7 protein-coding genes and 1 tRNA gene are annotated in these 9,110 nt (G+C 69.1%); 7 read left to right on the forward strand and 1 reads right to left on the reverse strand.

Annotated features, from left to right (window positions below; genetic code table 11):
• Positions 1-111 precede the first annotated feature (111 nt).
• The 3 genes from D3A59_RS21155 (at position 112) to D3A59_RS21165 (ending at position 1,376) form a co-directional block, all read left to right on the forward strand.
• Positions 112-723: a glutathione S-transferase N-terminal domain-containing protein gene (locus D3A59_RS21155; RefSeq protein ID WP_119157311.1), complete on the forward strand. Its 612-nt coding sequence runs from the start codon at positions 112-114 to the stop codon at positions 721-723.
• Positions 724-749: 26 nt separating this feature from the next.
• A complete protein-coding gene (locus tag D3A59_RS21160; RefSeq protein WP_119157312.1) occupies positions 750-1,283 on the forward strand; it encodes a ClpXP protease specificity-enhancing factor in 534 nt (177 codons plus the stop codon).
• Positions 1,284-1,300: 17 nt separating this feature from the next.
• A tRNA-Thr gene (locus tag D3A59_RS21165) sits at positions 1,301-1,376 on the forward strand.
• Positions 1,377-1,407: 31 nt separating this feature from the next.
• Here D3A59_RS21165 and D3A59_RS21170 read toward each other — a convergent pair.
• Positions 1,408-1,740 carry a DciA family protein gene (locus D3A59_RS21170; RefSeq protein ID WP_240636159.1) on the reverse strand — a complete coding sequence of 111 codons (333 nt, stop codon included), beginning with the start codon at positions 1,738-1,740 and terminating at the stop codon, positions 1,408-1,410.
• Here D3A59_RS21170 and D3A59_RS21175 point away from each other — a divergent pair.
• The 4 genes from D3A59_RS21175 (at position 1,730) to ptsP (ending at position 8,975) form a co-directional block, all read left to right on the forward strand.
• Complete coding sequence (locus D3A59_RS21175) at positions 1,730-2,671, forward strand: M23 family metallopeptidase (RefSeq protein ID WP_119157313.1); 942 nt, start codon at positions 1,730-1,732, stop codon at positions 2,669-2,671. The two genes, D3A59_RS21170 and D3A59_RS21175, sit on opposite strands and share 11 nt — an antisense overlap.
• A 188-nt stretch (positions 2,672-2,859) precedes the next feature.
• On the forward strand, positions 2,860-5,601 hold the full coding sequence (secA, locus tag D3A59_RS21180; protein ID WP_119157314.1) for a preprotein translocase subunit SecA: 2,742 nt from the start codon (positions 2,860-2,862) through the stop codon (positions 5,599-5,601).
• A gap of 148 nt (positions 5,602-5,749) precedes the next feature.
• A complete protein-coding gene (argJ, locus tag D3A59_RS21185) occupies positions 5,750-6,991 on the forward strand; it encodes a bifunctional glutamate N-acetyltransferase/amino-acid acetyltransferase ArgJ (RefSeq protein ID WP_119157315.1) in 1,242 nt (413 codons plus the stop codon).
• 178 nt (positions 6,992-7,169) lie between these two features.
• Positions 7,170-8,975, forward strand: a complete 1,806-nt coding sequence (gene ptsP, locus D3A59_RS21190) for a phosphoenolpyruvate--protein phosphotransferase (RefSeq protein WP_119157320.1) — start codon at positions 7,170-7,172, stop codon at positions 8,973-8,975.
• Positions 8,976-9,110 lie beyond the last annotated feature (135 nt).

The raw sequence follows: 9,110 nt of genomic DNA on the forward strand, positions 1-9,110 counted from the left end.
CGGTGACCCCTCGGGGAACCGGTAACATGAGCCTGATCCGGAGTGGGAGGTCTTCCGACGCCCACTCCGTTTTCCTTTTTTTGAAACCTTGATGATAAGGAGCACGCTCTCATGATGGTGCTTTACTCCGGAACCACCTGCCCGTACTCCCACCGCTGCCGCTTCGTGCTGTTCGAGAAGGGCATGGATTTCGAGATCCGTGACGTCGACCTGTTCGCCAAGCCCGAGGACATCGCGCTGATGAACCCGTACAACGAGGTGCCGATCCTCGTCGAGCGCGACCTCATCCTGTACGAGTCGAACATCATCAACGAGTACATCGACGAGCGTTTCCCGCACCCGCAGCTGATGCCCGGCGACCCGGTGGCCCGTGCGCGCGTGCGGCTGTTCCTGCTGAACTTCGAGAAGGAGCTGTTCACGCACGTGAACGCGCTCGAGTCCCGCGGCATCAAGGCCAACGACAAGCAGCTCGAGAAGGCGCGCTCGCAGATCCGCGACCGCCTGACGCAGCTCGCGCCGATCTTCCTGAAGAACAAGTACATGCTCGGCGACGATTTCTCGATGCTCGATGTCGCGATCGCGCCGCTGCTGTGGCGCCTGGACTACTATGGGATCGAACTCTCGAAGAACGCGGCGCCGCTGCTGAAGTACGCCGAGCGCATCTTCTCGCGGCCGGCCTACATCGAGGCGCTGACGCCGTCCGAGAAGGTGATGCGCAAGTAAGAAGCAGTCCAGGAACAACGACGGTCATGAGCGATTCCACGTCCAGCGATCTCTCCGGGGCCGGCGGGCCGTCCGGCTCGTCCACCCGGCCCTACCTGATCCGTGCGCTGCACGACTGGTGCACCGACAACGGCTTCACGCCCTACCTGGCGGTGTACGTGGATCGCTCGGTGCAGGTGCCGCGGGAGTACGTCAAGAACAACGAGATCGTGCTGAACGCGAGCTTCGACGCAACCTCGGGGCTCAAGCTCGGCAACGAGTTCATCGAGTTCCGTGCCCGCTTCGGCGGCGTCGCGCGCGACATCGTCGTGCCGGTCAGCCACGTGATCGCGATCTACGCACGCGAGAACGGGCAGGGCATGGCCTTCCCGCTGCCGACCGAGGCGCTGTCGGGAACCTCCGCGCCGCAGGTGGAAGAGACGCCTGCCGAAGACCCGCGCGAAAGCGCCTCCGGGGGGCTGCGCCTGGCGCCCGCGCCGACGCCCGAGGGCGGTGGCGAGGAACCTCCGCCCGCCGCCGGTCCGGGGGGCGCGCGGCCTTCCCTCAAGCGCGTCAAGTAAACTCCCGTTCTGGAGTTGCCGGCTTAGCTCAGTTGGTAGAGCAACCGCCTTGTAAGCGGTAGGTCGTCCGTTCGAGTCGGACAGTCGGCACCATCATCCTGCGTCCCGGAAGCACAGGGCTTTTTCAGCCGTTGCTGATCTTGACGCGGATGTTCCAAGGCTTCCACCCCTGTTGCTGCAACTGCCTTTCGAGGCGGGGCTGCAGCATGCGCAGCTTGGCGGCCACGGCACTGTTGGGCGCGAGCAGCGACCAGCCCTGCTCGTCGATCGGCCCCGGCTTGACGTGGGCGGCGAGCGCCGGGGGCAGCAGCGGGCGCACGGCGGCATAGCGGGACTGGGATTCCCGCAACAGCTGTTCGAGCCGCGCGAGCGGCGTGCTGCGCTTGAGGGCTTCCGAGATCGGGAGCGTGGGTTCGGTACGCGGTCGCATGACGAGGAGTTTATCGGTGCAGATCATCGTCACCCATGGCAGTCTGGCACGAACGCGCGTGCTCCAGCTCGGTGCCTGGCAACTGGCTGCCTGCGCCGTCGCGCTGCTGCTGCTCATGCTGGCGCTGTCCGGCACCGTCTACCACCTGGTCTTCCTGAAGGCCGCGCGCGAGGGCTGGCCGGGCGTCAGCCGCCTCGTCGCGCTGGTCGTCCAGGACGAGTTCGCGCAGCGCGACCGCTTCATGCGCGAGAACCTCGACGCGATGGCCGAGCGCGTCGGCGAGATCCAGGCCCGGCTGGTGCGGCTCGAGACGGTGAGCGAACGGGTCTCGGGCCTCGCCGGCCTCAAGCCCGAGGAGGTCCGTGTCGGCGCGGGCGGCGGCCGGGGCGGGCCCTTCCTGCCCGCGAGCCGGCCTTCGCTCGAGCAGTTGAACCGCGCGACGGAGGCGCTCGACGAGCTGTCGCAGCAGCGCCTGGACGTGTTCACGCTGATCGAGTCGCGGCTGTTCGAGCAGCGGCTGACGAACCTCCGGGTGCCCAGCACGCCGCCGGTGGCGGCCCCGGTCGGCTCCGGCTTCGGCTTCCGGCTCGATCCCTTCAGCGGCCGCAACGCGCTGCACACGGGGCTCGATTTCGCCGCCGACGTCGGCACGCCGATCCTCGCCGCAGCCGGTGGGGTGGTGCAGGTCGCCGAGCGGCATCCCCAGTACGGGCTGATGATCGACCTCGACCACCGCAACGGCCTCGTGACGCGCTATGCCCATGCCTCGCGGCTGCTGGTCGGCGTCGGCGACATCGTGCGCCGCGGGCAGCCGATCGCGCAGGTCGGCTCCACCGGGCGCTCGACCGGGCCGCATCTCCACTTCGAGGTGCTGGTCGACGGGGTGCCGCAGAACCCCGCGAAGTTCCTCGCTCCCGACCCGGCGTCCCGGCAGGCGCCCCGTCTCGCCGTGCGCTGAGGGGCGCCGGGCAAGCGGCGGGGGCGTCTTGCCCCCGGTGCTAAACTCGTTCGCTTTCCGCGTGGCCGCCTCGGCACTCCTGCACCATGGTGCAGGCGCGGGGACGGAGCGGTGCGCCGCGCGCCCTTCGCCCGTGCCGTACGGCCGCGCCGGCTCCCGGAAGCCTCCACCTTCAAGAACCGAACTGCATGTTGCCCAAGCTTCTCACCCAGATTTTCGGTAGCCGCAATGATCGGCTCCTCAAGCAGTACCGGCGCACGGTGGAGAAGGTCAACGCGCTGGAGTCCTCGCTGGAGAAGCTGTCGGACGAGGAGCTGCGTGGCCGTACCGCACAGTTCCGCCAGCGCGTCGCAGCCGGCGAGTCGCTCGACGACATCCTGCCCGAGGCCTTCGCCGTGGTGCGCGAGGGCAGCAAGCGCGTGCTGAAGATGCGCCACTTCGACGTGCAGCTGATCGGCGGCATGACGCTGCATGCCGGCAAGATCGCCGAGATGCGCACCGGCGAGGGCAAGACGCTGATGGCGACGCTGCCGGTCTACCTGAACGCGCTGACCGGCCGCGGCGTGCATGTCGTGACCGTCAACGACTACCTCGCGCGTCGCGACGCCGAGTGGATGGGCAAGCTCTACAACTTCCTCGGCCTGACGGTGGGCGTGAACCTGCCGCAGATGCCGCGCGAGGACAAGCAGGCCGCCTACGGCGCCGACGTCACCTACGGCACGAACAACGAGTTCGGCTTCGACTACCTGCGCGACAACATGGTCTACGAGACCCGCGACCGGGTGCAGCGGGGCCTGGCCTACGCGATCGTCGACGAGGTGGACTCGATCCTGATCGACGAGGCGCGCACGCCGCTGATCATCAGCGGCCAGGCCGAGGACCAGACCGAGCTGTACCTGCGCATCAACTCGATCGTGCCGCAGCTGAAGAAGCAGATCGGCGAGGCCGACCCGCGCACCGGCGAGGGCATCATCGAGCCGGGCGACTTCACCGCCGACGAGAAGACGCACCAGGTCTTCCTGACCGAGGCGGGGCACGAGAAGGCCGAGCAGCTGATGGTGCAGGCCGGGCTGCTGGCCGAGGGCGCGTCGCTGTACGACGCGGCCAACATCGCGCTGATGCACCACCTCAACGCCGCGCTGCGCGCGCGCCACCTCTACCACCGCGACCAGCACTACGTGGTGCAGAACGGCGAGGTGGTGATCGTCGACGAGTTCACCGGCCGATTGATGAGCGGGCGGCGCTGGTCCGACGGCCTGCACCAGGCGGTCGAGGCCAAGGAAGGCGTGACGGTCCAGCCCGAGAACCAGACCCTCGCGTCGATCACCTTCCAGAACTACTTCCGCATGTACGGCAAGCTCTCCGGCATGACGGGGACGGCCGACACCGAGGCCTTCGAGTTCCAGGAGATCTACGGCCTCGAGACGGTGGTGATCCCGCCGAACCGCCCGACCCAGCGCAAGGACGAGCTCGACCGCGTCTACAAGACCGACAAGGAGAAGTTCGACGCGGTGATCGCCGACATCCGCGACTGCCACGAGCGCGGCCAGCCGGTGCTGGTCGGCACCACGTCGATCGAGAACTCCGAGCGCATCTCGGTGCTGCTCAACCAGGCGAAGCTTCCGCACCAGGTGCTCAACGCCAAGCAGCACGCCCGCGAGGCCGAGATCGTCGCGCAGGCGGGCCGCCCCGGCATGATCACGATCGCGACCAACATGGCCGGTCGCGGCACCGACATCGTACTCGGCGGCAACGTCGAGAAGCAGGTGCAGATGATCGAGGCTGACGACTCGATCCCGGCCGACGAGAAGGCGGCCCGCATCAGGCAGCTGCACGACGAGTGGCAGGGCCTCAACGAGAAGGTCAAGGCGCTCGGCGGCCTGCGCATCATCGCCACCGAGCGCCACGAGTCGCGCCGCATCGACAACCAGCTGCGCGGCCGCTCGGGCCGCCAGGGTGACCCCGGCTCCTCGCGCTTCTACCTGTCGCTCGAGGACCCGCTGATGCGCATCTTCGCCGGCGACCGCGTGCGCGCGATCATGGACCGGCTCAAGATGCCCGAGGGCGAGGCGATCGAGGCCGGCATCGTCACGCGCTCGATCGAGAGCGCGCAGCGCAAGGTCGAGGGCCGCAACTTCGACATCCGCAAGCAGCTGCTCGAGTACGACGACGTCTCGAACGACCAGCGCAAGGTGATCTACCAGCAGCGCAACGAGATCCTCGACGCCGAGGAGCTGAGCGCGCAGATCGCCGCGCTGCGCGAGGGCGCCTTCACGGACGTCGTGCGCGCCCATGTGCCGGCCGAGAGCGTCGAGGAGCAGTGGGACCTGCCGGGCCTCGAGAAGGTGCTGCGCGAGGAGTGGCAGCTCGAGCTGCCGCTGGTCAGCCATGTGCAGTCGAGCGAGGCGATCGGCGACGACGACATCCTCGAGCTCGTGCTCAAGGCCGCCGAGGAGGCCTACCAGGCCAAGGTCAACCGCGTCGGACGCGAGCAGTTCACGCAGTTCGAGCGCATGGTGCTGCTGCAGTCGATCGACAGCCACTGGCGCGAACACCTCGCGGCGCTCGACTACCTGCGCCAGGGCATCCACCTGCGCGGCTATGCGCAGAAGAACCCGAAGCAGGAGTACAAGCGCGAGGCCTTCGAGCTGTTCGCGCAGCTGCTCGACCTGGTCAAGATGGAGGTCACCCGCGTGCTGATGACGGTGCGCATCCAGTCGCAGGAGGAGGTCGCGAGCGCGGCCGAGGCGATCGAGGAGCGCGCCGAGCATCTCTCCAACGTCACCTACCGCCACCCCAATGCCGACGGCAGCGAGTCCGCCGAGCCCGCGGAGCCGCCGGCCGGCGAGGTGCCCAAGGTCGGCCGCAACGACCCCTGCCCCTGTGGCAGCGGCAAGAAATACAAGCAGTGCCACGGCCGGCTGAGCTGAACCGGAGCGGCCCTCCGTGCCGATCCGTTCCTGAAGGGGCCTGCGGGCCCCTTCGTCATTGCCGCCGCGCCCACGCGATGCGAAACCGGGCAGGCGGCATGCTTCCTACAATCGCCCCCTATCCTCAATCCGAACGACCGCTGCCGCCATGCCCGTCAATCTCTCCGCCCCGAATCCCCAGGACCTCCACCCCGTCGCCGGCGTCGAGATCGGCATCGCGATGGCCGGCGTGCGCAAGGCCAACCGCCGCGACCTGACCGTGTTCCGGCTCGCCGAGGGCAGCAGTGTCGCGGGCGTGTTCACGCTCAACCGCTTCTGCGCCGCGCCGGTGCAGCTCTGCCGCGAGCGCCTTGCCGGCGGCCAGCCGGTGCGCGCGATGCTGATCAACACCGGCAACGCCAACGCCGGCACCGGCGAGGACGGCCTGGCGCGTGCGCGCTCGACCTGCGAGGCGCTGGCGCGCCAGCTCGGCGTCGCGCCCGAGCAGGTGCTGCCGTTCTCGACCGGCGTGATCATGGAGCCGCTGCCCGCCGAGCGCATCGAGGCCGGGCTGCCTGCCGCGATCGCCGACCTGCGCGAGGACAACTGGGCGCTGGCCGCCGAGGCGATCATGACCACCGACACGCTGCCCAAGGCCGCCTCGCGTCAGGTGCAGATCGGTGGCCGCACCGTCACCGTCACCGGCATCAGCAAGGGCGCCGGCATGATCCGTCCGAACATGGCGACGATGCTCGGCTTCGTCGCCACCGACGCCGCCATCGCGCCGCAGCTGCTGCAGGAGCTCGTGCGCGAGGCGGCCGACCGCTCCTTCAACCGCATCACGATCGACGGCGACACCTCGACCAACGACTCCTTCGTGCTGGTCGCGACGCACCAGGCCGGCAACCCGCGCATCGAGCAGCTCGAGTCGCCCGAGGGCGCGCTGCTGCGCGACGCGGTGATCGCCGTGTCGCAGCAGCTCGCGCAGGCGATCGTGCGCGACGGCGAGGGCGCGACCAAGTTCATCACGGTGCGCGTCGACGGCGGCCGCACCAAGGACGAATGCCGCCGCGTCGCCTACGCGATCGCGCACTCGCCGCTGGTCAAGACCGCCTTCTTCGCGAGCGACCCCAACCTCGGCCGCATCCTCGCCGCCGTCGGCTATGCCGGCATCGAGGACCTGGACCAGACGCGCATCGACCTCTACCTCGACGAGGTGCATGTCGCGCGCAACGGCGGCCGCCATCCCGACTATCAGGAAGCCGACGGCCAGCGCGTGATGAAGCAGAGCGAGATCACGGTGCGCGTCGAGCTCGGCCGTGCCTCGGGCAATGATGGCGCGCACGCCACCGTCTGGACCTGCGATCTCTCGCACGACTACGTCTCGATCAACGCCGACTATCGGAGCTGAGCCCCGTCCGCGCCCCTGCGGCTCGCCCGGCGAGCGCAGCGGGGCGGGGCGGGGAATTTGAGCTGAATCAAGAGTCGTTCGGGCCGCGCGGTCGGCCTGCCGGTAGGGAGAGCTTCCGGTTCGCATTCGGTGACAAACCCGAGTGAAGCGGCACGATCCGGCTGCTAGCATGCGCCGCATGAGTTTTCAGGTCTTCGGCTTGTCCATCTCGCGCGGCGTGGCCATCGGCAAGGCCGTCCTGGTCGCGTCGAGCCGCGTCGACGTGGCGCACTACTTCATCCCGGATGCGCAGGTGCCTCTCGAGGTGGCGCGGCTTTGCGAGGCGCGGGACGCCGTCGGCGAGGAGCTCGAGACGCTCAAGCGAGACCTTCCGGCCGACGCACCGGGCGAGCTGGCGGCCTTGCTCGACGTGCACCTGATGCTGCTGCGCGACGAGCTTCTCACGGGTGCGACCATCTGCTGGATCAGCGAGCGGCACTACAACGCCGAGTGGGCGCTGTCGGCGCAGTTGGAGGTCGTCGCACGCCAGTTCGACGAGATGGAGGACGCCTATCTGCGCGAACGCAAGGCCGATCTCGAGCAGGTGGTCGAGCGCCTGTTGCGCGCGCTCGCGCGCGGCGCGGCCGTCCCGTTGGCGCCGCCGCCGGCCCCGGCGTCCGACGGCGGCGACTTCGGCGGCGAGGAGCCGCTGGTGCTGATCGCCAACGACATCGCGCCGGCCGACATGCTGCAGTTCAAGCGCAGCGTCTTCACCGGTTTCGTGACCGATGTCGGCGGCAAGACCTCGCACACCGCGATCGTCGCGCGCAGCATGGACATCCCGGCGGTGGTGGGGGCGCGCGAGGCCAGCCGGCTCATCCAGCAGGACGACTGGGTGGTGATCGACGGCGATGCCGGCGTCGTGATCGTGGACCCTTCGCCGATCGTGCTGGAGGAGTACCGCTTCCGGCAGCGGCAGATCCAGCTCGAGCGCGAGCGCCTCGCCCGCCTGCGGCACACGCCGGCCGTCACGCTCGACGGCGAGCGCATCGACCTGCTGGCCAACATCGAGTTGCCGCAGGATGCGCCGGGTGCGCTTGTCGCCGGCGCCGCCGGCGTCGGGCTGTTCCGCAGCGAGTTCCTGTTCATGAACCGCGGGGGCGCGCTGCCGAGCGAGGACGAGCAGTTCGAGGCCTACCGCGCCGCGGTCGAGGCGATGCAGGGGCTGCCGGTCACGATCCGCACGGTGGACATCGGCGCCGACAAGCCGATCGACCGCATGACGGTGGGCGAGTTGCGGCATGCCCATACCCTCAACCCGGCGCTCGGCCTGCGCGCGATCCGCTGGAGCCTGTCCGAGCCCGGCATGTTCCGCAAGCAGCTGCGCGCCATCCTGCGGGCCAGCGCCTTCGGCAAGGTCCGCCTGCTGATCCCGATGCTCGTCCACGCCGGCGAGATCCGACAGACCTTCGAGGCCATCGCGCGCGCCCGGCGGCAGCTCGACGACGCCGGCGTGCCGTACGGCGAGGTCGAGGTGGGCGCGATGATCGAGGTCCCGGCCGCTGCCCTCCAGATGCCGCTGTTCCTGAAGCACTTCGACTTCGTCTCGATCGGCACCAACGACCTCATCCAGTACACGCTGGCGATCGACCGCGCCGACGAGGCTGTCTCGCACCTGTACGACGTCTGGCATCCGGCCGTGCTGCGCCTGATCGCCGACGTGATCCGGCAGGCGCGCGAAGCCGGCAGGGGCGTCAGCGTGTGCGGGGAGATGGCCGGGGACCCGGCCTGCACCGAGCTGCTGCTCGCGATGGGGCTGCGCTCGTTCTCGATGCACCCGTCGCGCATCGCTGCCGTGAAGCAGCGGCTCCTGAGGGCCGACACCCGCAAGCTCGCGCCCCTGCTCGGTCAGATCCTTGACGCCGAAAGCCCGGAAGCGATGTGCGCGCAGCTGCTGCGCGCCGAGCCAGGCAAGACCGCCTCCCGGAGCCTGCTGACGGCCTGAGTGTCTCCGGGAAAGCCGGGTCTCAAATTTCTTCTTCCATCCGCTTGCCAAGTCTGCGGGACCGGTGCTAAAGTCTCGCCTCTTCGCTGCTGACGCGGCGGTCGCAGGGCTCCAAGGGGCAGGGCGGCTGGCCGG

The organism is Caldimonas tepidiphila (assembly GCF_003569765.1).
Classification (GTDB): Bacteria; Pseudomonadota; Gammaproteobacteria; order Burkholderiales; family Burkholderiaceae_C; genus Caldimonas; species Caldimonas tepidiphila.